We start from the raw sequence: 25,272 nt of genomic DNA, 5'->3' as shown, positions 1-25,272 counted from the left end.
AGGAAGTGTCACCGGTGTCGGAGGACATCGTCTTCTGGGTCCTCGCGGTCATCGCCGTCGCCGCCGGGGTCATGGTGTTCCGGTTCGACTCGATGGCCCGTGCCACCTACGCATTGCTGTTGTCGCTGCTCTGCGTCGGTGGCGAGGTCCTCCTGCTGGGGCTCGACTACCTCGGTGTCGTCATCGTGCTGATGATGACCATCGAGATGGCCATCATGGCCGTGTTCATGGTGATGTACATGATGAATCCGGCCGGTTTGATGCCGATGTCGATGCTGCACAACACGAAGGGCGCGACCGTCCTCTGCACCCTGGTGTTCGCCGCACTCGCCACCGGGATCCTCCTGGTCCGATGGCCCGCTCGGAGGGGAAGACCACCCACCGACCCCACGATGGCGCTCGGCATGTCCCTCATGGGACCGCAGATGCTCACCATGGTCACCCTGGGCATGGCCCTCTTCGCCACCATCGTTTCGACCGTCGTCCTGGCCACCCGCCGCGGCCGTTACGACCGGTTCGGCGACGATCTGCGCAGTCGCCCCGCCAACGATCCGGTCCAGGGAGGGGGCGGCCGGTGAACCTCGACCTGCTGCTCCTGCTCGCCGCGGCCCTGTTCAGCATCGGATTGTTCGGGGCCCTGACCCAACAGTCCATCGTGATGCTGATGATGGGGCTGGAGTTGATGTTGGGCGGGATCATCGTCGCCGCCGCGGCGATCTGGCACTACATCACCCCCGACACGGCCGAAGGGCAGGTCCTGGTCGTTCTGGCGGTGACGGTGATGGCGGTGGAAATGGCCGTCGGCTTCGCAGTGGTCACCGCACTGTTCCGTGCACGCGAGGTCGATGTGACCGACCTGGCCACGGAGCTCAGGAGGTGAGCGCTCTGCTGTGGGGCCTGATCGCCCTGCCCCTGGCGGTCGGTGCGCTGCTGACCGCTGCTGGACGGTACGCCGATCGCGCTGCCCCGGTGGTGGCCGTTGCCTGCGCCACCGCGACCCTGGGACTCGCCATCGCAGCCGCCTTCCGACACCCGACGGCCGAGGCTCCCCTGCTGGAGAACCTGCCCGTACGCCTGGCGGTGGACGGTCTGTCCGGCTTGATGGTGGTGACCGTCGCTGCTGTCACCACCGTCGTCCTGATCTTCAGCGTCGGCGATATCGGCCATGGAGAGTCCCGTGCGCGATTCTTCGGTCTGATGCTCCTGTTCAGCGGCTCGATGCTCACCACCGTCACGGCCGCCACCCTGCCCGTCCTCATGATGGCCTGGGAGGTGATGGGAGCGACCTCCTGGGCCCTCATCGGCTACTGGTGGCGGGACCCGGCGCGCGGACGCGCGGCCAACACCGCCTTCCTCACCACACGCGCCACCGATCTCGGCCTCTACCTGGCCGCCGGCGCCGCCCTCGCGAGCGGACAGGCGAACACCCTTGCCCTCAGCGAGCTCCCTGACACTGCCGACCCCTGGCTCTCGGCCATCACCGCCGGAGTGATCGTTGCGGCCCTGGGTAAGTCTGCTCAGCTCCCCTTCAGCTTCTGGCTCTCGCGCGCCATGCAGGGTCCAAGCCCGGTCTCGGCACTGTTGCACTCCGCGACCATGGTGGTCGCCGGTGCATATCTCCTCCTACGTCTGGAGCCGTTGCTCACCGCCTCGGGCTGGGGCGGCCCTGTCGTCGCGTGGATCGGCGCCGCCACCGCGGTACTGCTCGGTCTGGTCGCGGTGGCCCAGAACGACCTCAAACAACTCCTCGCAGCCTCCAGTTGTGCCCAGATCGGCTTCATGGTGCTGGCAGCCGGGGCGGGTGCCGTGACCGGCGGGACCGCGCAACTCATGGCCCACGCCGCCGCCAAGAGCCTGGCCTTCCTGGTGGCCGGTGTCTGGCTCAGCACCCTCGACGCCAAGACCCTGCCCGCGCTCCGCGGCGCGGCCCGCCGACACCGTACGGCCGGTCTCGCCTTCACCGTATCCGCGCTGACCCTCGCCGGGGTTCCACCGCTCTCCCTATGGGCCGCCAAAGACCTGCTCCTGGCCGGGGCACTGGCGCAGAGCAGTTGGTTGTACGCGGTGGGACTGGCGGCGGGGGTGATCTCCGCGGCGTACGCGGTGAAGGCGCTCCGGTTCGTATGGAGTCCGGCACCCGTCGTCGATGACCGCCGCCCAACGGGCTCCGAGACACTGCCGCTGGTCCTGCTCGCCCTGGCATGCGTCGGCCTCGCGGTCCTGGCCGTGCCTCCGGTACGGGAAGCGGTCGCACGGGTCCTCGGGGCCACCACGGAACCGGTGCCGGTCGCCTGGGAGTTCATCCTCTCCGGTGTCCTCGCACTCATCGCGTCGGCGGTGGTGTGGATCCGTGGCACTCCCACCATGGGAGCGCCGTGGAAGGACTGGCTTCGCCTGGAACCGGCGGTGCGGCGCTTCCTCGTACGCCCGACGGACCGGGTCGCCCGGGCGCTGGCCGCCTTTGACGACCGGGTGGTGGACCGGACCGTCGACGGCGCAGCACACGGTGCCCTCGCTCTCGCGCGCTGGACCGACCGTCGGGTCGAAAAGGACGTCGACGGGGTAGTCGAGGGCGTCGCGTCAGCCATCCGCACGCTGGGCCGATGGGCCCGCAGACCGCAGGGCGGACAACTTCACCAGTACCTCGCCCAGGCCGTCGCCGCGTTCACCGCCCTCGCCATCGCACTCGTCTTCGTGAGGTAACCGCATTGCTCACGGCTCTGATCCTGCTGCCCACCGCCGTCGCCACGCTGTTGCTGTGCCTACCGCGCACCACTCCGCGCCGTCTCATCCTCGCCCTGTGGACAGCGGCGACGGCCGTCGAACTCGCCCTCACGATGACCGTGTGGGCCGGCTACCGGCCCAACGGCGCGATGCAGTACGAAACACACGTCGAATGGATCCCCAGCGCTGGGGTCAGCTACCACATCGGCATCGACGGGCTCTCCCTCCCGCTGATGGCCATGACCTGCGTGCTGTTCCTCGCATGCGCCGTCTACGCACTGCGGGAGACCCGGCGGGTACGGGAGTTCGCCGCGCTCTTCCTCTTCCTCCAGACGACCTGCCTCGGGCTGTTCGCCGCCCTCGACCTGATCCTCTTCTTCCTCTTCTTCGACCTCTCCATCGTGGCGATGTACTTCATCATCGCCGGCTGGGGGCACGCCGCGGCGCACAGGGCCGCCCTGAAGTTCTTCCTCTACACCTTCCTCGGCTCCCTCGCCCTGCTGCTCGGCTTCATCGGCCTCTACCTCGCCGCGGATCCGCACACCTTCGACATCGTCGAGCTCACCGAGAAGAACCCCCTCCGCGGACGCTCGTTGTACGGCGCCTTGGTGCTGCTCGCCATCGGTGTGGGCCTGGCGGTGAAGACCCCCACCATCCCCTTCCACACCTGGCTGCCCCCCGCTCACACCGAGGCCCCCACCATCGGATCGGTCGTCCTCGCCGGCGTACTGCTGAAGATGGGCACCTACGGGTTCCTTCGTATCGCGATGCCCGTACTTCCCGGTGCCTGGCGGGAGTACGCCCTGGTCTTCGTCGTCGTCGGAGTGGTCTCCGTGCTGTACGGGGCACTGGTCGCCATGGCCCAGACCGACTTCAAACGGATGATCGCCTACACCTCGGTCAACCACATGGGCTACATCCTGCTGGCCATCGGTGCGGCAGCGGCCGTGGACGCCACTGCGCAGTCCCGCCAACTCGCCGTTTCCGGCGCAGTGTTCCAGATGGTCAGCCACGGGCTGCTCACGGGAGCGCTCTTCCTGCTCTCGGGAGTCCTGTACGAACGCGGGCGCACCTACGAGATGACCCGGTACTCAGGCGTCGCCGATCGCGCCCCCGCCTTCGCGGCACTGACCGGGGTGGCCGCCTTCGCCTCCCTGGGACTACCCGGCTTCTCGGGCTTCATCGCCGAGTTCCAGATCCTCGCCGGGAGCCTCGGCCCCCAGCCCGTGGCGACCGGACTGGCGCTGCTGGGCATCCTGATCACTGCCGCACTCCTGCTGCGCGCGATGCAACAGGTCTTCCTCGGTCCGACGCGACTTCCCGCCCTGGCCCCCGGCGCGGCCAAGGCATTTCCCGACCTCCGTCCGCACGAGAGCGCCGCCATCGTCCCCCTCCTCGCCCTGGGCACCGTCCTGGGTCTGATGCCCCGTTTCGTCCTCGACGTGGTCGAACCCACCTCCCGCACCCTGCTGGAGCTGCTCGCGCGATGAACGAAATGAACGAGAACCCCCTCGACATCCTTCCCGAGGTGATGCTCGCCGCGTCCGCCGTCATCGGCCTGCTCCTCGGAGCCTGGCTGCCCCGACACCGACAGCGGATGGTCGGAGCCCTCGCCCTCGCCGCCTGCGCGGCGGGCATCGCGGCAGCCGCGGTGGCCGTGGCCGGTCCGGTCACCACCGCGTTCGGCGAGTCCTTCACCGTCGACCCCGTCACCGGAGCGAGCAGGATCATCATCCTCGCCGGGACCCTCCTCGTCCTCGCCCTGGCCGTCGGACCGCTCAAGGCGAACCCCCGCGAAGGCGAGTTCTACGTCCTGATCCAACTCGCCGCACTCGGCACCCTGCTGCTCGCCGGAGCCCAGGACCTGCTGCTGCTCGCCGCCGCCTATCTACTGGCCAGTGTTCCCGCCTACACGCTCGCCGGATTCCGCAAGGACTCCGCGGGGACCGAAGCGGCGCTCAAGTACTACGTCATGGGCGCACTGCTCGGCGTGGTGATGCTCGGGGGCGTCGCCGTGCTGCTCGCCGCCGGACGGGCGACCATGTATCCGATGCTGCGGACCGAACTCCCGGCGGCATCCACCGGACTGGTGATGGCCGGGACGGTCGCGCTGGTGGCCGGCGTCCTCTTCAAGATCGGGGGAGTACCGGCACACTTCTGGGTTCCGGATGCGGTGCAGGGCAGCAGCGCCCCCGTGGCGGCCTTTCTGACGACCGTGCCGAAGATCGGCGCGCTTGCCGCTCTCTACCGACTGGTCGCGGTGCCCCTCGCCGACACCTCGATCCCTTGGCCGGGCCTCGTGGCGGTGATCGCAGCCGCCTCGATGACCCTGGGAAACCTGGCGGCCTTCTTCCAACAAGACGTCTTGCGTCTGCTCGCGTACTCGACCATCAGCCAGGTCGGCTATCTCTTGATGCCCATTGCGGTCGTCGGTTCCACGGACCTCGACCAGCGGGCGTTGCTCTTCTACCTGGCCGGGTACACCATCACCAACATCGGAGCTTTCGCCGTTGTCTGTGCCGTCCCCCACGCAAGGACCATCGAGGACTACCGAGGTCTGGCCCGAGAACGGCCGGTCCTCACCGCGTCCCTCGTCGTCTGCCTGCTCGGCCTGGTCGGTACGCCACCCACCGCCGTGTTTCTCGGCAAGGTCCAGGTGTTCAGCGCCGCGTTCGACGGCGGGTACGCCTGGCTGACGGTCCTCGCCGCCGTCAACACGGTCGCTTCGCTCTTCTACTATCTGCGCTGGATCGCCCCGACGGTCTCGCGACGATCCCACCGATCCGCTTTCACCGGCCCCAGGCCGGCTACCGGCGTCGCGTGCGGGGCGGCTGCCGCCTCCATCGCCCTCGGTGTCCTGGCCAACCCCGTCCTGGAACTGCTCGCAACCCCCTTGGCGCCCTAACAGCCGGGGCGGGAGGCGAAGGCGGGCCGTGGGCTCCGCTCTCCGCCAGTGGCCGCGTTGTCACACCCCCGTCCTACGCTTCCGTCATGAGCGTCTCTCTCTACTACAGCGCGCACCGCGCGACACCGCTGACAGAAACCGAGTCGGCCTCCGTCACACGCGTCGTTGCGGCGCACAGGGCGTCCTTTCCCTACGAGGACGAGGAAAGCCTGTACGTGTACGACCAGGATGCGGACGAGCCCAAGAACATCATCAACGGGTCCACCAAGATGCCGTTCAATCCGGGGCGTCTGATGCCGGTGATCGCCCATGTGCTCGATGCCGTGACGGAGTTGCGCAGGGCCATATCGGGTGCCGAGTGGCGCGTACACATGGATGACCTCGACGTCCCGTGGGACGAGGTGGAGGGATACTCCCTGCCGGGGATGCGCGACGCGGATCTGATTGCGGAGCTTGAGGCTGCCCATGAGGGGAACTGAGCAGCGTTTCGGGCCCGAGGGAAGACTGCGGGCAGGCTTGCCACGCGCCTAGGAACAGCGGCGCCTCGTCGGCTCCGGCGAGGCGTTCTGGGTAACTCCGTTGCCATCTCCGCTACTTCTTGCGGCTGTCGGCCCAGGCGCCCGGCTCCTGACACACCTGAGTGTGGAGGATCATGCATGCCATGGCACTCATGGACACACTCGCTCGTGTGGAAGCGGACCTTGCCGCCGGCCGGGTCCCGATGGCGAGGCAGCGTTTGCGCGGACTGGTGGGCTCACTCCCGGAGGACTTGACACTTCGGCGGCGATTGGGCGAGGTGTACCGCCTGTACGACGAAGTGGCGGAGGCGGGGCGCTGGTCGTATCTCGAAGAGGATCGGGACCCGCTGGAGACCGCAGCATTTGAGAAGAGGTACTCCACTCCGCTGGCGCGGATGCGGGCCTTGTCCTGGCGCGCGCCCGAGTCCCTTGCGAGCAGCGCATTCGCAGCCCGACAGTTGGCGGCTCTACGGGAGGCCGGCTCGACCCAGGTCGGACGAACGGTCGAGTGGACCGCGATCCCCCTGGACCGCGAAGACATACCAGAGGCCACCGAGAGCTCGGCCGCCGCTTGGCTGGTCGGCTCCGGAATGGTCCTGATGGTCGTGGGGTTCTTCGCCATCTGGGTGATCGGCTTTATCGCGTTCGTTCGCTGGGTCTGGGCGTAGCGGACGAGGGGGCGGCCCACGCTCCAGCCGGTGTCGCCAGGTCGACGCCCTCAGCGACTGCGGAGAGCCTCCATTGCACGATGATGTCACTTAGTGACACAATGTCTCTTGGTGACGTTCGCTGTAACCGTATGAGAGGTGCGATGACGGCCGAAGGAAGCAAGGGCGGAGGCATGAGCGAGCAGCGGCGTGCCCGGTTGCGGCTTGAGATCTCCCGGGAAGCGGCTCGCCTGTTCTGGGAACAGGGCGTGGCCGGGACGAGCGGTGATCAGATCGCAGAGGCCGTGGGACTGTCCACGCGCACCATCTGGCGGCACTTTCGCAGCAAGGAGAGCTGCGCCGAGCCGATCGTCATGCAGGGCGTCGTCACCTTGCTGGGAGTGCTGCGCGACTGGCCGCAGGAGAGCTCACTCGAAGAACACCTGACCGAGGAGCTGACGAAACTCAGGCTCGGCCACAAAGTGCCCCCCGTCGATCCGGCCGACGAGATGCTCGCCATGAAGATGATCCGGCTGGCCGACACCGAGCCGGCGATCCGCACGGCGTGGTTGATGGCCTGCGACCACACGGAACACGAGCTGGGCATGATCATTGCTGCCCGGCTCAGACGGCCGGCCACGGACCTGGACGTGCGATTGCATGCCGCAACGGCGGCGTCCGTGCTGCGGGTGCTCGACGAGCACTTGGGTGCGGCCATTCTCGCCGGCGATGATCTTGGGGAATTCATGGATGTCCCCGCCGCCGCTCGGCGCTACGCCCATGCGATCCGCGCCGCCACCGGCGGAGCCGTCGGCGACCCCACCGACTGAGGGCGGCATTGCCCCCGTCGGCCGGTCGGCGATCACTGCAGAAGGAGAACCCCATGCCCGCCCGCTCCCATCACATCCCACAGCTCGATGTCGAGGAACTGTTCAGCTCGCCCGCCCGCATCGGCGCCTCGATCTCGCCGGACGGTACCCGGATCGCCTACCTCGCACCGTGGCGTGACCGGCTCAACGTCTGGGTGCAGAGCCTCGATTCCGATGCACAAGCGCGGTGCGTGACCGCGGACGGCAACCGCAGTGTGCTCACCTACCACTGGACTGCGAATCCACGCTGGCTTCTGTACGAGCAGGACGGCGACGGCAACGAGCAGTGGCACATCTACCGGGTCGACCTGGACGCCCCGGACGCGGACGCAGTCGATCTCACGCCCTTCCCCGGTGCCACGGCCGTCGGTTTCGAAACGATGGTCACCCGGCCGGGCAAGGCATTCCTCCACCTGAACCACCGCAACCCCGTCGAGTTCGACCTCTACGAACTCGACGTCGGCACCGGTGAGCTGACGATGCTCGCGCAGAACCCCGGCCATGTCGCCGGTTGGCTGTACACGCCTGATGGCACCCTGTATGCCCTGACCACGACAGAAGACGACGACATCGAATTGGCGCAGTGGGACCCCGAGGTAGGGAAGCTGCGTACAGTCACCACATTCGACGGCGCCGACTACCCACTGTTCGTTCATCCGTTCGTGCTCACCCCGGACGGCACCGGCGTCTGGCTTGGCTCCAACCGCAACAGCGACCGGACCCGACTGGTCCGGCTCGATCTTGCCACCGGTGAGGAGACCGGCGTCGACAGCCACCCGGTCTTCGACCTCGACACACGGTGCGCCGTCTTCCCCACGCTGCCGTCGCCACTCATCCGCAACGAGCACACCGGAGCGCTACTCGGGGCGCGCTACCTCGGCGAGCGCCAGGTGATCCACCCTCTGGACCCGCACTTCGCCGCGGTCCTGAAGAATCTGGAGAAACTGTCCGACGGCGATCTGGCTGCCGTCTCCTGTGACGCGCGGGGGCAACACTGGGTCGCCGCGTTCAACCACGACCGTGACCCTCATGCGACCTACCACTACGACCACACCACCGGCCAGAGCCGGCTGCTCCACCGGCCCTATCCGCATCTGGCCCCCGATGTCCTGGCCCCGATGAGCCCGGTCACCATCCCGGCGCGCGACGGGCTGCGCCTGCCCGCCTACCTGACCCTGCCGGTCGGGGTCGAACCCAGCGGGCTGCCGACCGTCCTGCTGGTCCACGGCGGCCCGTGGATGCGTGACAGTTGGGGTTTCCACCCCGCCGTGCAACTGCTCGCCAACCGCGGTTACGCGGTGCTCCAGGTCAACTTCCGCGGCTCGATGGGCTACGGCAAGGCGTTCCTCAAGGCGGGCATCGGGGAACTCGCCGGCAAGATGCACGACGACCTCATTGACGCCGTCGACTGGGCCGTCGGCGAAGGCTATGCGGACCGAGACCGAGTAGCCGTGTTCGGCGCGTCCTACGGCGGCTACGCCGCACTGGTCGGCGTGACCTTCACCCCTGACGTCTTCGCCGCCGCGATCGATGTCTGCGGCCCATCGAACCTGGTGACCTATCTGGGCTCCTTGCCCGATTTCGTCAAGCCACAACTGGCCAACAACTGGACTCTCTACGCCGGAGACCCGGGCGACCCGGAACAGGCGGCGGACCTGCTGGCGCGCTCACCCATCAGCAGGGTGGATCAGATCCGCACCCCGCTGATGGTGGCCCAGGGCGCCAATGACATCCGCGTCGTGAAGGCCGAGTCCGACCGAATCGTCGACGCCCTGCGCGCACGAGGCGTCGACGTCGAATACATGGTGAAGGACGACGAAGGCCACGGCTTCCTCAACCCGGACAACAACATCGACCTGTTCCGCGCGGCTGACCGCTTCCTCGCTCGACATCTGGCCTGAGCCGTCCCGAGCGCGATCACCCGCACCAGCCGCAGCGCTGCCACTGACGGCCAAGTGCCGATCCAAGACGGTCATGCGCGAAGGGTCTTCGTCCAAAGAGTCTCCATTCCGGGCATCACGGCCCGCTTCGCTCCCATGGCGGCCACCACAGCCTCTGGTCACGACGGTTGAGTACGGCATCCGTCGCCTGCCCACACCGCGACCGTCGCATCGGTGAAAGATCCTTCGGGCGGGCTGAAACATTCCTCTTCGGTCACCGCGTCAATGAAGAGAACAGGGACGAGGGCCCTGGTCGACTACGGCGAATGAACGGGGAAGGATGAGACAGTGCCGGGCGGACGAGTTTTTGGCATTCACAGAGGGTCGGGTCGGCCACATGTTTCGCTCCGCGTGCCTGCTCACGGGTGGCGATACGCATCTCGCAGAAGATCTCGTACAGGAAACGCTGGGCAGGATGTACGCGAAGTGGGCGCGGGTCTCGGCGGCTGACAATCCGGCTGCCTATGCGCAGACGATGCTGGTGCGCACGTACCTCACCTACAGACGACGTCGGTCCGCCGGTGAGTGCCCGGTTGACGAAGTCCCCGACAACGCCCTGACCCCGCGTGAGGATCTCACACTGCGTGTCACCCTGCTGGCCGCGCTCAGGCAGCTCGCACCGAAGGACAGGGCCGTGCTCGTGCTGCGGTACTGGGATGACCGCAGCGTCGAGGAGACCGCTCACGCCATGAACGTCAGCTCCGCGGCCGTACGCACCAGATCGACGCGGGCACTCGCAAGGCTGCGTGACCAACTCGGCGGCACCATCGTCGACTTCACCTCCGTGTGAACTCCCCTCGCAGCCGTTCCTTGACCCAGAAGTGGTGGTTTTCCCCATGTCTTTCGAAGACGAGATGAGTGATGCGTTCCGACGCGCAGGCGAGGAGTTCCGCCTGAGAGACGCGGGAACCCTGGTGGAGGGGGGGTTGACCCGCGGACACCGGCGGGTCGCTCGCCGGCGGGTCGCTGTGACCGCCGGCGTGCTTGCTGTGGCTCTGACGACCGGTGGGGGGCTGTACGTCGGCTCGAAGGAACGGACGGACACGGCGGCGAGGCCCTTTGAGGTCAGTGCTCCACAGATCGAGAACATCCTCGACAACGCCATCCACCAGACGGGGATTGCGGTCGACGACCGGAGGTTCTCCAGCCGTGGCAGCTCCACCGCGCTCACCCCCGCCAGGGCTTCCGTCAACTACAACGACGGCTGGGGCCGTGCGTCCACCGTGCTCACGGTGCGCCGTGTCGATGTCACGGACCCGAGTCTCACCGATCTGATCACCTGCCCACCGGAGGGTTCCTCACCCTATGAGGAGTGCACGACCAGGCCCGGTGACCGGGTTGTGAAGGGGTATACAGATGCCGGCAGGGCCGGCGGTGTCAAGAAGTGGGTGGTCACCATGGTCTCGACGAAGGGCTATCTGATCGAGATCGCCACCAGCAATGTGAAGGCGTCGCCGGGCGATCGGAGGGGCGAGGCACCCCAGGGCCGCAATCCACGGCTCGGTACCCCGAAGCTGAGACTCATGGCCGCGTTCGTGGAGTCGTCGTTCACCCGTGAGGGCGCGCCCAACAAATTCGGAACCACGTTGTACGGCTCCGAGAGCGACTCCGGAGATTTCGTCGCCATCATTAAATACCTGCTCCCCAAGCGCTTCCAGGTGGTCTCCCAGGGCGAGGTGGGCGCCTCAGGTCATGTCGTGGTGAAGGAGGGGAGCAGCCCCGAGCGCACCTACATCGAGGTGACCCGTACCGCAAGCGAACCGGAGGGGCAGGTGAGGAATCTGCCGCACGGGATCAAGGTGGGCACACAGGAACTGCCCGGCAGGGAGCCTGGCGTGGTCCAGTTCAAGGCGCACGCCCAGTGGCCCAACTACATGTCGATCTCGGTCTCCGCCTACAACGCCACTTCGCCCAAGTCCGGCAAGGCGGCTCCCAAACCGATGATCACCATGGACGAGTTGACGAACATTGCCGCGGACGGCGTCTGGCACGTGGCCCGGTCCGTGATGACCCCCGCGACAAAAACAGATCCGGGTGCCGCACCGAAGACGCGTGGTCGGTTCGGCCTGTTTCACTCCTGGGCGCCGACCCCATAGCGGTTGCCACGACACCCATGTGTTCATGCCAGGAGACCCGCCGTCCCACCACCACACCGGCCCGGTCACAGCAGACTCTCGAATCCTGACACGCCGTATCGGATGCCCCTACTATGTGGCGGTCCGATCACCATGACGTCTCGGTATGTCGGGAGAGCAAATGAAGCCTGCCTCGGTCGAGATCGCCTTATACGCGGATGGCATGTGCGAGGACGGGTTCGGCGGGTGGGCGGCGGTCCTGGTCCACAACTCCCACCAGCGCACGATCGCCGGCATGGCTACAGGTGTGACGCCCGGTCAGATGGCGTTGACGGCGGTCGTCGAAGGGCTTGAGGCCCTGACCCGACCCTGTCGGGTGCGGATCTGCGTGGAGGACGAGACCTGCGTGAGCACCGCGCCATGCGCACACTTCCCGATGAGCCCGATCTACGGCGCCGACTGCGTCCGCTGCTCGCCCGCCACCATGTCATATGGGACGAAGGGGACGACGAGTCCGAACAGTGGGACGAGGCGGTGTGCGAGCTGACCGCCGAGCCCGAGGAGGGCGAGAGTGGCGAGGGCGAGGCCGCCCCCGACGACGCGAACGGGTGGGAGGCATGGGTTCACTCTCCAAGGAGAGGAAGGGGTTCACGGCAGTCCGTCCGGCCGGGAGCGGGAAGTTCTGTCCGCCGCCGCGCTGGTACGAAGTGTGAGGAATGAAGGTCCTGTGGGATCCAGGTGAGGATCCTCTCCTTCGGGTGAACCCGAGGACATGTGACCGACCGGGCCACACCTGCCAGCACCGGCGCCGAACGTTCCGCCACCGTCACCCCCAGGCCCCGCCTGCGGAAGGCTGCACCGCCCGGACGCCGGCCCGAACAGCCGTGACTATCTCTCCCGACCCGGCTCTGTCACCTGCGGAACGGCCGGGGCAGTGGGGGTTCCGTGTTTCCGATGGGTGGGCGGGGGATAACTCCCCTGGTTCTGAGGGAGGTTGCTGTGCGGGGGCTGTCCCGCTCGGCCGGTGCACTCATAGAGTGATGCCGTGCTGGATGTTCTGGTGGTGCTGCTCCTGTTCGCCCTGCTGATCATGGCGCTCCTGGGCATCAGGCTGCTGCGGGGCCCCGACCGGGTGGCCCGGCCGTGGCGGGTCCTCTACCTGTTCCTGCTCGCCGGCCTGCTGGTCGCGATCGTCACCTCTGCCCGAGCGAGCTTCGCGGAGTGCGACACCAGACCGGAGAGGTGCGAGGGGACGCCACCCGGGGAACGGGGTTTCTGAGCGGCGTCTGATAATGCGGGGAGCCGGGCCATGAGCCGGAAGTACTCCTCCCGCTCACGGACCAGGGTTCTGCGGGCCGGACCCCGGACACAGAGCACCACCGGTGCTCTCGGCTCTGCAAGGTGATGACGTGGCATCTCCCGTACCCGGTTCGGCGAACGCGCCGGATCCCCGCCCGTTTGACGCGGCTCCTGCGGATTCACCGCCGGATCAGATCACGATCAACGGTGAGCCCGCCGATGTGATCGGAAAGGGCGGCGGCAGCGTCACGATCGCCTCCGACGCAGGCCAGATCGAGATCCGGGTCGAGACCCACTGGTGGAGTTTCGAGATCCACCTCAACCAGCCCGCCGTCAACGTGTTCACCGAACTGGTTCGCGCGGTGACCCATGTGGTCTGCGAGATCCTGCCCAGGGAGGTTGCCTGGTCGATCGAGGTGACCACCAAGCTACGCACCGCGTGGATCAAGCGGGTGGCTGCCGATGAGGCTGCAAGGTCGTCTCCCCCTGGGTCAGTGTGTTCCCTACTGGTGGCCAAGTCCGAGACAGCCAGGAGCCGGGTCGGGGCCGTGGTTGGTTCAGCCGACGGCCCTGACAACGACCTCCGCACGCGGGGCGACCCCCGCCCCGGGTGCGGAGGCCCGCACTCGCGGCAGGCTTACGCGGGCGCCGGTTCCGGGCGCAGCGAAGCTAGCGCAGAGCGCCGACCTTTCTCCACCGCGCGCAGCTGCTCCCAGCCGACCTCGGGGTAGACGGGGACGACCGGAGACAGGCCCGTGGCCGTCCCTTCAATGTGCGGCGAGAGCTCGGTGTACTGCAGCCATCTCGTGCAGCCGACCCTTGGTTGCGAAGGATCCCGGGCCGGGCTGCGAACGGCCATCGTTCGCAGCCCGGACACGTTGGGGTGTGTGGGTCAGACGGTGGTGGCGATCCAGCCGATCGTCTCCTCGGCGTGTGTGCCGTCCGAGGTGACTTTGCCGGCGGCGTGGAGCTCGTTGAGGCGGATCTTGAAGCCGCTGGTGGTGACGTTCGCGATCCTCAGGCCGGGTGTCTCGGGGCCGTTGAACGTCTGGACGAAGGGGGTCACGATCACCGTGGACCCGGCGGGGAAAGGGGTGGGGAAGGTGACCTGGGTGAAGGTCGACGTGTCGCCGCCCGTGACGGCGACGGGGTGCGTGGAGTTCAACTGCAGCTTGCCCGTCTGAATCAGACTCATGGTCATCCACCTCTCAAAGACCGGCCACCGCGTCCGGGCCTGAACCCACCCGCGGTGCCGGACAACTGACGCCTCTCCTGAGACGCCGCGAGGAGACTGCCCGACCACCCATCGGATTAGTGACAATGTCACTACATGTAGTGATCATTTCTTGGGGACTTGCGCCGCGCACCCGGATCTGCTCCGGCACCGACCCGCCGCGGACGGGCGTGGCCCGGACGTCGACCGGCTGGCGAGGGGCCGTTGGATATGTCCGGTCTCCCCTCGCCCGAAGTGGTCGAAGCCGCACCCCGGCGGCGGCTGGAAGCGTGACCAGCTGACCGGCTAGCGACCTGGGATGGCCCGCTTTCCCTCATCGCCTTTCAGGCACAGGCGAGGATGTCGTGGCCGCCGATGCGGCGCCAGATGGTGTGGGGTGCGCTGGGCTGTACCCGGGTGCCGCAATGCCATGTGGCACGTCCGCCGTCAGACCAGGTGAGTTCATAGACGCCGGACGGTGCGCACTGCACCCGTTTCACCCATGCCCTTTGGCGGAAGCCGTGCCCAGCACGGAGGTCGTGGACGAAGGCGGTGCGCACGACTCAGACGCCGGTCAAGGCGTGGCTTCGCACGGTGGCCCCGGCCCGTACGGCTTTGTGTGCGGGTCGGACGTGTCGCCGATCCGGCCGCTCTGCGGCCGGGGAATCCCGAGGATCCGACGACCACCGCCCCTACCTCGCCCATTTCGCCGGCCCCGGTGGAGACCGCCGCGACGGCGAGCCTTGCTCCAAGTCCTTTGGCGGGCCCCGCGCCCAGCCCCGCAGCCTCCGGCCGCCGTCTGACGGTTGTGGCTGATCAGACCCCCGATTCGCCCACCCCAGCCCGCTGCAACTCCTCTTCTCCTAGTACTGATGTGCCGGGAGAAACGTCCTGTGCACGGAAGAAGGCCGGAGCGGACCTGCGTCGCGAAGCTCTGCTCACCCTCGCACTCCTGTGCCTGGTGACACTCCGTCAACTCAAGGCGCGGCTGCTGCCGCATCAGCAGGGCACCGACCATGTCCGCCGCGCGCTGCGGAACCTCTGCGCCGAGTCCCCGGCGCTGGTCGGGCCCACCGCGCGCAGCAGAGTTATTGGTACTGCACCCCGGCGGGCCTGGCCGAAGCCGCCGTCTCCGGCGAGCGCGCACCATTTGCGGGCCGGACAACCAGTGCGGGCCGTGCGTGGAGAGGGATTACGCCCGGTCGAAACCGAACGCGTCGTACGCCGCCAGGGAGAGGAGACCGCCGCGCGGGAAGCCGCAGAGTCGGATGCTGGGAAGAACCGCGGCTGGTTCGGGCGACGCCGGTAGGGCCAGTGTCCCCGGGCCCGGCCACCCGGCCGGGCTCGTCGCGTTGTCGGACTCGGCTGTGGAGAGTGGACCCGCAGTCGGCGGGGCCGGCGGGTGCGCGGAACCGGGGCGCGCGAGGCGGCCTGTCACCACCCGCCCTGGAAGAAGGCCAGGAGTGCCGGTGCCGGGTCCGCCGCGGTGCTGATGTTCGCTGTGGCGATCACGAGCACGAACATCGACAACACCGCGGACAGAGTTGCGAACGAAGCCCACACGCGCCTTGTTCGTCTGTCGGACGGCTCTGTTCCTGCGAACTTCTTCCACAGCAGCACGCTGACTGCGATGAGGATGACCGTGACGGTCGAGGCGAGCACGGCCATGGCAAGGTGATAGCGGTCGAAGTCGTTGATCATGACCTCGATGGCGGGCGGCGTTCGGTCACCTATTGCGCGCTGGCTGGCCAGGCGCTCTCTGATCTCGTCGAGTGTCGCGCCGAGTTCCCCATCGGCCGAGGTGACTCCCAGCATCGGCAACAGCGAGGCGAACGGCGCCACCGCGCCCTGGACATTGACCACCACCACCGCCAATGAGAACAGGGCGAGCACCGTGACAAGAACACTGCTCGACGTCAGGGCTGCGTTCCTGCTCGCCCCAACACCACCGGTCCTCAAGAACGCCTTCCACAGGAGAACGCCGAGCGCGATGAGCACGATCGTCAAGAGTGCGGCGATCACGGCCTTTGCCACGTGGTAGCGGAACCAGTAGTCGACCACCGTCTCCAGTTCCGGCGAGAACTCCCGGTCACCGGAGGCCCAGTACGCGACGAACGCCTTGCGGACGGCTTGGACGAGGTCGTCCCTATCGGAGAGAGCATTGCCCACGCCGCTCGCCGCCAGCATGCGCGGGGCGAGGACGAAGGCGGTCACGAGGGCCGTGGCAAGGGCTGTGAGCAGGGTGGTGGCGCGACCGGGGACATGCGCGGATCGCGACGGGGCTAGGGAACTGGACAAGGCGTTCCTTCGGCTCGATCGGCTGCGGGGACGGCAGCGTCGTGCTGTCGTCATGCCGACAACGGTTGCGCACCGACGTCCCACGATCACCGGAGCAGGCCGGACAATCGAGGTGTGGCAGGCCCCCACCCCGCCCCTGGGGCAAGCCCCCGCCGGGGGCGGGAGCCCTGACGCCCACACCGACCGAACCCGGGTTGCCGTCAGCCCCGGAGATACGTCAAGACGGCCAATACCCGACGGTGTCGGGCGTCGTCGGGTGGCAGCCCGAGCTTGGTGAAGATGGTGCCGATGTGTTTCTCCACGGTGCTGACGGAGACCACGAGCCGCTCGGTGATGGCCGTATTGGAGTGACCTTCGGCCATCAGCGCCAGGATCTGCCGCTCCCGCGCGGTCAGCGCCGCGAGGGCACTTTCTCGCCGCCCGGTGAGCAACTGGGCGATCACCTGGGGATCGAGAACCGTCCCGCCGTGAGCGACCCGGTGCAGTGTGTCCAGGAACTCCTCGACCCGGGCGACCCGGTCCTTGAGGAGATAGCCGATCGCGCCGCAGCCGTCCGCGAGTAGATCGCCCGCGTAGGCGGGCTCCACGTACTGGCTGAGCATCAGCACCGGCGTGCCGAGCAGGCGCAGGCGAACGGCGATGGCCGCGCGCAGGCCCTCGTCCGTGTGCGTCGGAGGCATGCGAATGTCGACGATCGACACATCCGGACGGTGGTCCGACACCGCCCGAACCAGGGCGGGACCGTCGCCGACTGCGGCCACCACCTGGTGGCCGTCCTCGACGAGTAGACGTACCAATCCCTCGCGCAGCAGAACCGAGTCATCGGCCACGACGATCCGCAGCGCACCCCGGGCAGGTGGGTCCGGTGACGGTTCGGGCGCTGCCTCGTACGGGGTCAGCAGCACGGCAGCTCCCCGGTGATCGTCGTCGGGCCACCGTGCGGGCTGCTGATCCGCAACCGGCCGCCGAGCGCGAGTAGTCGGTCCTCCAGTCCCCGGAGGCCGTGCCCCTTGGCCAATGCCGCGCCGCCCACTCCGTCGTCCATCACCCATACCCTCAGGATCCCTTCGCTGTGGCGTAGCCCGATCACACACCGCTGTGCGCGGCTGTGCTTGGCCACATTGGTCAGGGCTTCCGCGACCACGAAGTACGCGGCCGTCTCGACGGTGTCCTGCGGACGGCGGTCCAGGGGATTGGAGTCAAGTTCCGCGAAGGTGGTGGAACGCACGGCGAGGGCGACGAGTGCCTCGTGCAGACCGCGGTCGACGAGAATCGGCGGGGCGATGCCGCGGGAGAGTGCCCGTAGCTCGTCCAGCGCCTCCTGGGTCTGGAGTATCGCGTCGGTGAGGGCTTCGCGGGCCGTCTCCGGCCGTCTGTCGAAGTGGTGCCGGACGCGGCCGAGTTCCACTGCCAGACGGACCAGCCGTTGCTGGGGTCCGTCGTGGATGTCGCGTTCGAGTCGGCGCAGCGCGGTGGCCTCGGCCGCGACCGCGGCGACCGTTTGCGCGCGAGCGGTGTCCCGCTCCTGCTCCAGTCCGCGGATCCTGCGGTGCAGGGCGGACGCGTCACCGAGCAGTGCCTTTCCGAGCCCGGTCTGGGCAGCGGCGCACGCCCGGGTCACCAGCGGCAGGGTGAACAGCGTCAGTAGACCGAGTACGGTTCCGAAGACGACACGCTCGATCGGTGAGGACAGCCCGAGGCTCACCGTGATGTGTGACTGGGCGTCGCCCAGATTCAGGGAAAGCGGTCGCAGCGGCTCGGCCGGTGTGTACTGGTAGCGCAAGGAGCATGTGGCGCTGCCGATGCCGACGAACCACCACAGCGCTGTTACCGCCGACGTGACCAGAGCGAAGGGCACCATCAGAACCGCGTGCGCCGCCTCCAGCCACGGCCCGGGGCCGGACGCGTCTGGCCTCTCCTTCGGCCCTGGCCGCAGGTCAACGCGCCCGGTTGCGTCGATCGCGGCGTACAACCGGGCGATGCGCCACCGCTCCATGTCGGCGAACCACCGTGCCGGCGTCAGGGCCCTGGCCACGACCGGCGAACTGCCAGGCAGCAGCCGACCGACCGTCGCGAGCAACACGCCGCCGAGTACGGGCAACAGCCCGACCGTAGCGATCACCGGCGCGGTGAGCAGATAGAGCGACCACATCAACGTGTCACGCCCCGTACGGGAAAGCCATCTCGGGCCCCGATGCCACCAGTCCGGTGCCGAAAGGGAGAACGCATTGGTCATGACCCCACGCTACTGTCCTGCACCGGAGACCCGTCGGCGGAGCGGAGACCACAGAACACAGACCCGGACGAGAAGCCGGCTTGGTCTCGGGTGCGCTCGGGAGAGCGAGAAGTCGGTTGGACCAAGCCTTGTCGCGCGGTCGCTCGTTGGATGGGTATCACCACCTACGACACGGCTCCGCGGCCCCAGCTCCGAAGGCCGAGGGCGCGGTCCCGTTCACCGTCCGCTTCGACCCAAGCGAGTCTCTGGAGATCGACCAGTGGATCCTGAAGCTCAGGACCCAGATCGGCATCCGCTGCGACAAGCCCGAAGCGGTGCGGGAACTGCTGTGCATGGCGCGCACGCCCAACAGCATCCTGCATGACCTGCTGACCGCCCGCGCCGGATCCGGCCCCTGATAAGTCCTGCGGTCATCCTCTCTGGCCCCCGCTTGGTGCACCTCCGCGAACACTTCCAATGTCTTGAGCGCTGATCCCGGCGTCCGTAACGTCGGACGACACCGACGCACCAATCAACGGAGGCGGCGCCCATGAGCGCACCGCCGCGCCCCCACTGGCAGGAGACCTACGCCGGACCGCTGCTGGAGTGGCCCTTCCCCATGTTGCTGTTCGTTTTTGCCCCCGCGCCGAATCGCGCGGCCCCGGAAACACGGGAGGCCGCCTACCATGACCGCGCCCGTCATGTCGGGGGAGTGGGCTACCGGACCATAGTGGCGACTACCACCCTGCCCCTGTTGACGAAGGACGGGACGGATAAGGCCGTGTGGCGGATCGTCGGTAACGGCCGCCGCGAGGAACGCCACACGCTGACCGCCCTGCCGAAGGCACGGGGAGCGGTGAGGATGAGTAGCTCCTACGGGGCTCGGTGTACGGCCAAGACCTGGGTGTTCCCAACCTTTGTCCGCCGGTGCACTAACGGAAGACTGAGGCCACCTTCGGGCTCTCGGCTTGTTCTTTTGATAGCGGCCAGTTGGTTCTCCCCGCCCGTGGCCACTTCAGCTCCCGGTTGTGGCCACTTCAATTCCCCGTTGGCGGCCACTTCCTCTACAGAGCGTGATGCGCCCGCGATGGCACCGGTGGGCGCCTCGTTCATGACGGCCGCCCGCCGGACTCCCAGTTGTGCACCTCGATGTCGGCGTACCGGTCGTGTGTGAGGATGGCGCGTGCGGTGGCCGGGTCCGGGGCCCGGAGCAACGCCGCCGTGCCCAGCCAGAGAGTCCCGTCGTCGGACAGCAGCGGTCCGTAGGCAATCAGCTCCTTCGGCTCGGGCGGCAGCGCGAGGTCTGCGGCCTCTCCTGTGCCGAGGCCGAGCACCAGGTATCGGTTGCCTCCGGTCCGGCCGCCGGGGAAGTCCCACATGGTGCGCCCCAGGGCGTTGTGCCACCGTCGCACGAGTACGTCCCGGTAGGCGCCGGCCTGGTAGTTCGGCTCGTCGAAGGCGAACGCGCGGGCGGCAGCGGGATCGGGCAGGTCGAGGATGTGCACGCTGCCGGTGAGGGTCTCGCCGTCGTCAGCGAAGGTCGGCCCTCGGGCGATCATCTGCTTCGCGAATCCGTCCATGTAGGACAAGTGCGCATCGTTCAGTTCGTAGCGCAGCGACAGTGAGCCAGTGCGGTCGCGGTGGTAGCAGAGGAACTCCATGGCCGCAGTGTTCCCTTGAACAGGCGCCGATGGCGAGGGGGTTTCACTGCGATGACCGCACGGCGGACTCGCGCGAGTCGTCGAAGACCGCCCAGGGTTGCGACTACTGAGCGTGGCAATCCAGTGGGGAATCACGCTGGCCGTACGCGGGGATTTTCCACTGGCCGCCGGCATTCTTTCGGGCCTGAGGTCGGATTGAGCCTCGAACTGATCAGCTCACCTGGGTGTTCGCCGGACGTGGGGGCGGCCTTCGTCTGATCATGTGCTCCGACCAAGGTGCACCGATCAAGACGAAGGCCGTGAAGGTGAGTCTGCTGTCTGATACCGGTTCCGGGGAAGATGTTCGCGAAGGCGTCACGCTTCCGGGACGACCTGTTCGACTGCCTGACCGCGCGGGGACGAGCTGTTCGAGCTCACCGACGCGTTGCTGTGTGTGGACGGCACGGTGAGGACGCCGGTGGACCTGACGCTGGTGGCCGAGCACCGGCGCGGGCACGGCGCCCTCTACGACGCGCCGAACAACGGGACCGTCGACGTGCTCCGCCTGCGGCAGGTCCTGGCCGGCCTGCCCATGCCCCGGGCCGCCGACGGGCGCCTGGTCCTCGCGGTAGACGTCAGCCACTGGCTCCGCCCTGACGCCCCGACCAGCCCGGAGCATCTGTTCTGCCATGTCTACGGCCGGAGCGGACGGTCCTCGGATCAGCTCATACCTGGCTGGCCCTGCTCCTTCGTCGCCGCCCTCGAATCGGGCCGGACGTCCTGGTGCCAGCTTCCGGACGCCGTCCGGCTCGGGCCGGCCGACGACGTCACCGAGGTCACCGCCGCCCAAGTCCGCCGGGCCGTCGTCGATCTGATCGAGACGGGCCGCTGGCACAGGGGCGACCGGAACATTCTCATCGTGTTCGACGCGGGATACGACGCACCGCGCATGGCTCACCTCCTGCACGGTCCGCCGGTCGAGGTCCTCGGTCGCATGCGCGCGGACCGGGTCATGCGCCGCCCGGCGCCCTCCCGCGAGGAGTTCTACCGGGCCCACTCCCGCGCCGGTCACCCGCCCAAGCACGGCAAGGAGTTCCACTTCACCAAACCCGGGACCTGGGGCGAACCCGACGCGGCGACCGTGCAGGTCACCGACCGGTACGGCACCGCCCAGGCATCTGCCTGGGACCGCATCCACCCGAGGCTGACCACGCGCTCCGCCTGGATCGACCACACCGGCCCTCTGCCGGTCATCGAGGGCACCCTTATCCGCCTCCAGGTCGACCGCCTGCCCGGCGGCGGAGACCCGCTCCCGGTCTGGCTGTGGTCATTCGCCACCAGCCTGACCGGCGAGGACGTCGATGTCCGATGGCAAGCGTTCCTGCGAAGGTTCGACCTGGAGCACACCTTCCGGCTGATGAAACAGACCCTGGGGTGGACCCGGTCGAAGCTTCGCACCCCCGAGGCCGGCGACCGCTGGACGTGGATCGTGATCGCCGCTCACACCCAGCTCCGCCTCCTCCGCCCAGCCGCCGCCGACCTCCGCCGTCCCTGGGAGCCCGCCGAACCCGGCCGGCTCACCCCGGCCCGCGTCCGCCGGGGGTTCAGGAACCTCCGCCCGAACCTCGCCTGTCCCGCCCGTGCGCCGAAACCCTCACGACCGGACCCGGACGACCACCCGGCTCGAAGAACAGACAGCCCGCCACCCGCTACGACGTGGGCAAAACAGCGAAACGACCAGAGAGCATCACCGAACGAAACCGACTTGGACCATAAAAGACAAGCTCAGCCAGTGAACTTCTGGCGCCGCCGCGACTTCTGAGTGCCCTGAAACGCAGGAAGGCCCGTACCCCCTGAAGGGAACACGGGCCTTCCTGGACAGCTCAGACGGGACGGCGCAGCGGCCGGGCCTCTGGTTCCAGCAGTCCCGGAGGGTGGGGTGGGTGAGGTGCCAGGTGACAGGGTCCCGGCATTGGGGGAAGCCGTAGGTGCATTCCGGGCCGTAGGGGAGCGGCTCTGTGTCGTCTCGGGTGGTGGTGACGACGACGCGCTCTTCGTTGTGAGCGCCCTGGTAGGTGCCGACCCAGTCGTCGTGCCCACCGCAAGGGAGGTCGGTTCATCGCGTTGCCTCCTGCCACTGGTTGATGAGCGTGAGGGCGGTGATCACAGTGTCGACGAGGGTGCTGACAGACGACGACGAGGATCAGCACACTGAGCACATGCGATATGAAACGAGAGCCGAGAGAGCCAGGCTCAAGGGCGTGAAGGCCCTCATATCGCTGGCCATCCTCGTCGCCTCACCAGCGTTGCTGGTAGCCGGAGCGCCGATCCGCCGCCGTTACCTCCGCTATATCTACCGTGATGAAGCCCCGCAGATCCTCGACAAGCCGCGCGGCCAGGTCAGCGCCCACTACTTCGTGGTCGCTCACCCTCTTCTCGAGTGGCTCTGCTGGCCCACAGAGGCATTCGCCCGCCTCATCGAACGCCGAGGTTAAACGACTTCCCAATGACGATGTCAAGTGGCAGCTGTGACGGTTGGTAGGACTCCGTAGCACGCTCCGTCGCGGATCATGGCCCACAAGACGTTGGCTCGTCGACGGGCCAGAGCGAGCAGGGCCTGCTTGTGTCCCTTGCCCTCGTTCCGTTTGCGCCCGTAGTAGGCCTGGAAGGCGGTGCAGGTTCTCAGGCTGGCCATCACGGAGAGGTAGAAGGCCCGGAGCAGGCCGCGGTGGTAGCGGTGTGGGCGGCGCGTGTTGCCACTGACGCGGCCGGAGTCCCGTGGCACTGGTGAGAGGCCGGCGAAGGACGCCAGGCGGTCGGCGGTGCCGAAGGCGTCCAGGTCTCCGCCGGTGGCAGCGATGAACTCGGCACCGAGGAGGTTTCCCATGCCGGGCAGGCTGCGGATCACCGTAGCGTGTCGATGTTCGTTGAACCGGGCATCGATGAGCGCTTCGAGTTCGGCGATCTCGACGTCGAGGGCCTGCACGCCCTTGGCGATGCGGGCAACCATGGCCGTCGCAGGGGTCTCTCCTGGCAGGGCGGTGTGCTGGGACCTGGCCGCGGCGACAGCTGCTGCGGCGAGCGCGGGGGCGTTCTTCACTTTGCGGTTCTTCAGCCAGGTTCCGATTCGTGTGCTTCCGCTGCGGCGGATCGCGGCCGGCGTCTGGTACTCGGTCAGCAGCATGACCGGACCTTTCTTGCTCAGGTTCAGTGACCTCTCCAACGCCGGTAAGAATTGCAGTAGTTGAGCGCGCGGCCTGTTGGTCTGACGTGTCCGGTCGTTGACCAAGTCGAGGCGGTGGGCGGTCAGGATGCGCAGGTCGACGGCTATCTCGTCGCCGGGCCGCAGGTGACCAAGGTCTTGGCGCATGCGCGCCTGGTCGGCGATGACGAACGCGTCCTTCTCGTCCGTCTTGCCCTGGCCACGGTAGGCAGCCGACGCTTGGTGCACGGCCACGCCGGTGATGTAGACCATCGGCTGCTCGTGGCTGAGCAGGAGGCCGTTGAGCAGGGCCGCGCCGCCGTGATTGATGTCCACCGCCCACGTGCGTCCTCAGAGATCGCGAGTACGTCCGCGATGAGTTCCAGCAGGACCGGCTCGTCATTCAAGACTCGGCGTGAGAGAAGACGTTCGCCTCGCTCGTCGACCACCACGCAGTGGTGGTGTTCCTTGCCGATGCCCACTCCGGCCCAGATCTGGGGCACGGTCACCTCCGCCAGCTCGTCGTCACATATCGATCCCGCAGACGACCTCGCCGACGTTGTCCTACTCGGCGATCGAGTCGCGTATCCCAATTAGCGGTCGAGTCGTCGCGGGGTTCCGGGCGGCCAAGTTCTTTGAGCCATCCAACGGCGACAAGCTCACAGCCATACCCGGAACCCTGGGTCCGCTGATCATACGAAGGACCAGATCAGACCCACGCTTGGAAGGTAGGACCAAACGCTACCGGCCCACCGACAGCGTGCTCACCTTCCTGAGAACCTGTAGTTGTCACCAGCCGCAGCCCCTGCGAGACAGCCACCCACCAGCGCTGACCAGCCCGACCCGCCATAACCGCCTGTTGGTAAGGACGGCTGTTGATGAGGGGTGAATAGCCCTCGGAGCGTCGTAGCGGGTGCTGTCCGCGTACTCGGCGAAGCACTCAGCCGGGTACACCTGAACGTGCTCGGCCCAGTGGAGTCGGTTGGGACGCGTGTCGCGTCGGCAGGTCCCGTAGGGTGGCCCGATGTTCGATCGGTTGGAGATCAGAGTCCTGCCGCCAGGGCCCCGGTTCGCTGCTCAGCTGCGGTTCTGGGTCAACGGCGAGGACGTGGTCGCAGGCGCAGTCGGAGAAGGGGGCCGCGGGCCGTTCGCAGCTGATGCGCTACCCTCCGGCCGCCCCAGTCCCCTGCAGGCGACCAGCGAAGCGCGGCGCGTGGAGCTGGGGGAGCCCGAGTGCACTGGCGGGTGCTGCGGATTCCTGTCCGTGGTCGTGCAGCGGTTCGGGGACATTGTGCAGTGGTCGGACTGGCAGGTCCCTTACGCCCCGGCAGCCCGACCGCCCGAGTTTCACTTTGACGAGGGCCAGTACGACACCGAACTAGCTCGTGCTGAGGCAGACCGGCGGTGGCAGGTCCGCACGTAACCCAGCACGGTGGTAGACGCGCTTGAGTACATTCGCGTGCACGCCGACAGGTGCGACAAACCGTTCGTGTCCGAGGAGCTCGCGCGTTGGTACAGGGGTCGCCTGGTGGGCGGTCCGTTCAGGCCGTTCGACCCAGGTGAGTGCGCCGCGCTGGAACGTGAGCTCGGGCTGCCCCTGCCATCCGCGTCCCGCTCGTTTCTGGAATCCGCCGGCGGGGAGAGGCTGGACTACTCGGTCCGCCTCCCGGCCTGTGAACCGGAACCGGTCCAGGGCTTCAACGAGCTCTACCAGTTGGGCCGTGACG

Annotated in this window: 21 protein-coding genes and 4 pseudogenes; 19 read left to right on the top strand and 6 right to left on the bottom strand. The window is 67.7% G+C overall.

Annotation, left to right across the window (positions count from 1 at the left end; genetic code table 11):
• The first annotated feature begins 14 nt into the window (after positions 1-14).
• The 15 genes and pseudogenes from ACFXJL_RS24535 to ACFXJL_RS24465 all read left to right on the top strand — a co-directional run bounded on the left by ACFXJL_RS24535 (position 15) and on the right by ACFXJL_RS24465 (position 13,708).
• Complete coding sequence (locus ACFXJL_RS24535) at positions 15-578, top strand: NADH-quinone oxidoreductase subunit J (protein ID WP_384695647.1); 564 nt, start codon at positions 15-17, stop codon at positions 576-578.
• Entirely contained in the window at positions 575-880 is a 306-nt protein-coding gene (gene nuoK, locus ACFXJL_RS24530; protein ID WP_358880726.1) for an NADH-quinone oxidoreductase subunit NuoK, read from the top strand. Before ACFXJL_RS24535 ends, nuoK begins: the two co-directional genes overlap by 4 nt.
• Positions 877-2,703: an NADH-quinone oxidoreductase subunit L gene (locus tag ACFXJL_RS24525; protein WP_384695644.1), complete on the top strand. Its 1,827-nt coding sequence runs from the start codon at positions 877-879 to the stop codon at positions 2,701-2,703. Before nuoK ends, ACFXJL_RS24525 begins: the two co-directional genes overlap by 4 nt.
• Before the next feature lie 5 nt (positions 2,704-2,708).
• A complete protein-coding gene (locus ACFXJL_RS24520; RefSeq protein ID WP_384644492.1) occupies positions 2,709-4,214 on the top strand; it encodes a NuoM family protein in 1,506 nt (501 codons plus the stop codon).
• Entirely contained in the window at positions 4,211-5,629 is a 1,419-nt protein-coding gene (locus tag ACFXJL_RS24515; protein WP_384695641.1) for an NADH-quinone oxidoreductase subunit N, read from the top strand. The genes ACFXJL_RS24520 and ACFXJL_RS24515 overlap by 4 nt, the downstream gene beginning before the upstream one ends.
• Positions 5,630-5,715: 86 nt before the next feature.
• Positions 5,716-6,108: a hypothetical protein gene (locus ACFXJL_RS24510; RefSeq protein ID WP_358880722.1), complete on the top strand. Its 393-nt coding sequence runs from the start codon at positions 5,716-5,718 to the stop codon at positions 6,106-6,108.
• Between the two features lie 182 nt (positions 6,109-6,290).
• Entirely contained in the window at positions 6,291-6,815 is a 525-nt protein-coding gene (locus ACFXJL_RS24505; RefSeq protein ID WP_384695636.1) for a DUF6584 family protein, read from the top strand.
• Between the two features lie 143 nt (positions 6,816-6,958).
• Positions 6,959-7,624, top strand: coding sequence for a helix-turn-helix domain-containing protein (locus ACFXJL_RS24500; protein WP_329027010.1), 666 nt, complete (start codon positions 6,959-6,961; stop codon positions 7,622-7,624).
• 53 nt (positions 7,625-7,677) lie between these two features.
• Positions 7,678-9,564: a S9 family peptidase gene (locus ACFXJL_RS24495; RefSeq protein WP_384695633.1), complete on the top strand. Its 1,887-nt coding sequence runs from the start codon at positions 7,678-7,680 to the stop codon at positions 9,562-9,564.
• A 319-nt stretch (positions 9,565-9,883) separates the two neighbouring features.
• The gene (locus ACFXJL_RS24490; protein ID WP_358880718.1) at positions 9,884-10,393 is read left to right on the top strand and encodes a SigE family RNA polymerase sigma factor; all 510 of its coding nucleotides are present in this window, start codon (positions 9,884-9,886) and stop codon (positions 10,391-10,393) included.
• 199 nt (positions 10,394-10,592) lie between these two features.
• Complete coding sequence (locus ACFXJL_RS24485) at positions 10,593-11,699, top strand: hypothetical protein (RefSeq protein ID WP_384695629.1); 1,107 nt, start codon at positions 10,593-10,595, stop codon at positions 11,697-11,699.
• Positions 11,700-11,844: 145 nt separating this feature from the next.
• Positions 11,845-12,054 (top strand): annotated as a pseudogene (locus ACFXJL_RS24480) (hypothetical protein); the annotation flags it as partial.
• A 44-nt stretch (positions 12,055-12,098) separates the two neighbouring features.
• Positions 12,099-12,398 (top strand): hypothetical protein, encoded by a 300-nt coding sequence (locus ACFXJL_RS24475; protein ID WP_384695888.1) that lies wholly within the window; start codon positions 12,099-12,101, stop codon positions 12,396-12,398.
• 325 nt (positions 12,399-12,723) lie between these two features.
• Complete coding sequence (locus ACFXJL_RS24470; protein WP_384695626.1) at positions 12,724-12,957, top strand: hypothetical protein; 234 nt, start codon at positions 12,724-12,726, stop codon at positions 12,955-12,957.
• Between the two features lie 130 nt (positions 12,958-13,087).
• Complete coding sequence (locus ACFXJL_RS24465; protein ID WP_384695623.1) at positions 13,088-13,708, top strand: hypothetical protein; 621 nt, start codon at positions 13,088-13,090, stop codon at positions 13,706-13,708.
• Positions 13,709-13,869: 161 nt separating this feature from the next.
• Here ACFXJL_RS24465 and ACFXJL_RS24460 read toward each other — a convergent pair whose 3' ends face one another.
• From ACFXJL_RS24460 to ACFXJL_RS24445, 4 genes are all read right to left on the bottom strand, one after another.
• Positions 13,870-14,172 carry a hypothetical protein gene (locus tag ACFXJL_RS24460; protein ID WP_384695621.1) on the bottom strand — a complete coding sequence of 101 codons (303 nt, stop codon included), beginning with the start codon at positions 14,170-14,172 and terminating at the stop codon, positions 13,870-13,872.
• Between the two features lie 1,452 nt (positions 14,173-15,624).
• Positions 15,625-16,488, bottom strand: a complete 864-nt coding sequence (locus ACFXJL_RS24455; protein ID WP_384695618.1) for a hypothetical protein — start codon at positions 16,486-16,488, stop codon at positions 15,625-15,627.
• Positions 16,489-16,688: 200 nt separating this feature from the next.
• Positions 16,689-17,330, bottom strand: coding sequence for a response regulator (locus tag ACFXJL_RS24450; RefSeq protein WP_384695869.1), 642 nt, complete (start codon positions 17,328-17,330; stop codon positions 16,689-16,691).
• 53 nt (positions 17,331-17,383) lie between these two features.
• A complete protein-coding gene (locus tag ACFXJL_RS24445; protein ID WP_384695616.1) occupies positions 17,384-18,724 on the bottom strand; it encodes a sensor domain-containing protein in 1,341 nt (446 codons plus the stop codon).
• A gap of 146 nt (positions 18,725-18,870) precedes the next feature.
• Here ACFXJL_RS24445 and ACFXJL_RS24440 point away from each other — a divergent pair, with 146 nt between their 5' ends.
• Positions 18,871-19,122, top strand: a complete 252-nt coding sequence (locus ACFXJL_RS24440) for a hypothetical protein (RefSeq protein WP_384695613.1) — start codon at positions 18,871-18,873, stop codon at positions 19,120-19,122.
• A 690-nt stretch (positions 19,123-19,812) separates the two neighbouring features.
• Here ACFXJL_RS24440 and ACFXJL_RS24435 read toward each other — a convergent pair.
• A complete protein-coding gene (locus tag ACFXJL_RS24435) occupies positions 19,813-20,364 on the bottom strand; it encodes a YciI family protein (RefSeq protein ID WP_384695609.1) in 552 nt (183 codons plus the stop codon).
• Positions 20,365-20,669: 305 nt separating this feature from the next.
• Between ACFXJL_RS24435 and ACFXJL_RS24430 the strand changes: the two are divergent.
• Together ACFXJL_RS24430 and ACFXJL_RS24425 are read left to right on the top strand one after the other, a co-directional pair.
• Positions 20,670-22,119 (top strand): annotated as a pseudogene (locus ACFXJL_RS24430) (NF041680 family putative transposase).
• A 383-nt stretch (positions 22,120-22,502) separates the two neighbouring features.
• Positions 22,503-22,838 carry a hypothetical protein gene (locus ACFXJL_RS24425; protein ID WP_384695606.1) on the top strand — a complete coding sequence of 112 codons (336 nt, stop codon included), beginning with the start codon at positions 22,503-22,505 and terminating at the stop codon, positions 22,836-22,838.
• Between the two features lie 20 nt (positions 22,839-22,858).
• Here the strand turns inward: ACFXJL_RS24425 and ACFXJL_RS24420 are convergent.
• Positions 22,859-24,048, bottom strand: a pseudogene (locus tag ACFXJL_RS24420) (IS110 family transposase).
• A gap of 986 nt (positions 24,049-25,034) precedes the next feature.
• On the opposite strand from ACFXJL_RS24420, the pseudogene ACFXJL_RS24415 reads away from it, so the two are divergent.
• A pseudogene (locus ACFXJL_RS24415) lies at positions 25,035-25,272 on the top strand (SMI1/KNR4 family protein); the annotation flags it as partial.

Origin of the sequence: Streptomyces sp. NPDC059256, assembly GCF_042753785.1 — a bacterium.
Lineage (GTDB): Bacteria > Actinomycetota > Actinomycetes > Streptomycetales > Streptomycetaceae > Streptomyces.
Note: the sequence above shows the minus strand (reverse complement) of the source record. Positions and strands in the feature narration are given on the sequence as shown.

Coding starts and splice junctions, on each gene's coding strand:
- ACFXJL_RS24515 (WP_384695641.1), top strand. CDS start 4,211: ATGAACGAAATGAACGAGAACCCCCTCGACATCCTTCCCGAGGTGATG.
- ACFXJL_RS24475 (WP_384695888.1), top strand. CDS start 12,099: ATGCGCACACTTCCCGATGAGCCCGATCTACGGCGCCGACTGCGTCCG.
- ACFXJL_RS24505 (WP_384695636.1), top strand. CDS start 6,291: ATGGCACTCATGGACACACTCGCTCGTGTGGAAGCGGACCTTGCCGCC.
- ACFXJL_RS24495 (WP_384695633.1), top strand. CDS start 7,678: ATGCCCGCCCGCTCCCATCACATCCCACAGCTCGATGTCGAGGAACTG.
- ACFXJL_RS24500 (WP_329027010.1), top strand. CDS start 6,959: ATGACGGCCGAAGGAAGCAAGGGCGGAGGCATGAGCGAGCAGCGGCGT.
- ACFXJL_RS24510 (WP_358880722.1), top strand. CDS start 5,716: ATGAGCGTCTCTCTCTACTACAGCGCGCACCGCGCGACACCGCTGACA.
- ACFXJL_RS24460 (WP_384695621.1), bottom strand. CDS start 14,172: ATGAGTCTGATTCAGACGGGCAAGCTGCAGTTGAACTCCACGCACCCC.
- ACFXJL_RS24435 (WP_384695609.1), bottom strand. CDS start 20,364: ATGGAGTTCCTCTGCTACCACCGCGACCGCACTGGCTCACTGTCGCTG.
- ACFXJL_RS24490 (WP_358880718.1), top strand. CDS start 9,884: ATGAGACAGTGCCGGGCGGACGAGTTTTTGGCATTCACAGAGGGTCGG.
- ACFXJL_RS24445 (WP_384695616.1), bottom strand. CDS start 18,724: ATGACCAATGCGTTCTCCCTTTCGGCACCGGACTGGTGGCATCGGGGC.